Below are 383 nucleotides of genomic sequence, written 5' to 3' on the forward strand. Positions count from 1 at the left end.
GCATCCTCTGGTGTAATTGCCGCACTTATTTTTGGTGGGAAGGAGCGGTGGCGTAAGCGGGGATTACTTGCCTATGGTGGTGTTTTAATAAGTGGTTGTGCGCTTTTAATAATGCCGTTTATTACTTGGGCACCTGCTTTAATTGGATTAATGGCAATTGAAGGGTTCGGTATGATGATATTTGGACTCATTTGGGAAACAAGTTTACAAGAGCTTGTGCCAGAAGAAGCATTTGGAAGAGTGGCAAGCCTTGATATGTTAGGTTCATTTGCTTTATTACCACTAGGTTATGTGGTTGTAGGCTGGTTAGCTACTGTCATAGGTGGCGAGATAACGATTATAGCACTAGCTATTTTAGTACTTGTAACAATTGGAATAGCGTT

General features: G+C 41.5%; 1 pseudogene. It reads left to right on the plus strand.

The annotated features are described in order from the left end of the window. Positions 1 to 383: pseudogene (locus SB658_RS22230) on the plus strand (MFS transporter); the annotation flags it as partial.

The sequence above is a fragment of the Bacillus sp. SIMBA_008 genome (assembly GCF_046535495.1).
Classification (GTDB): Bacteria; Bacillota; Bacilli; order Bacillales; family Bacillaceae; genus Bacillus; species Bacillus subtilis.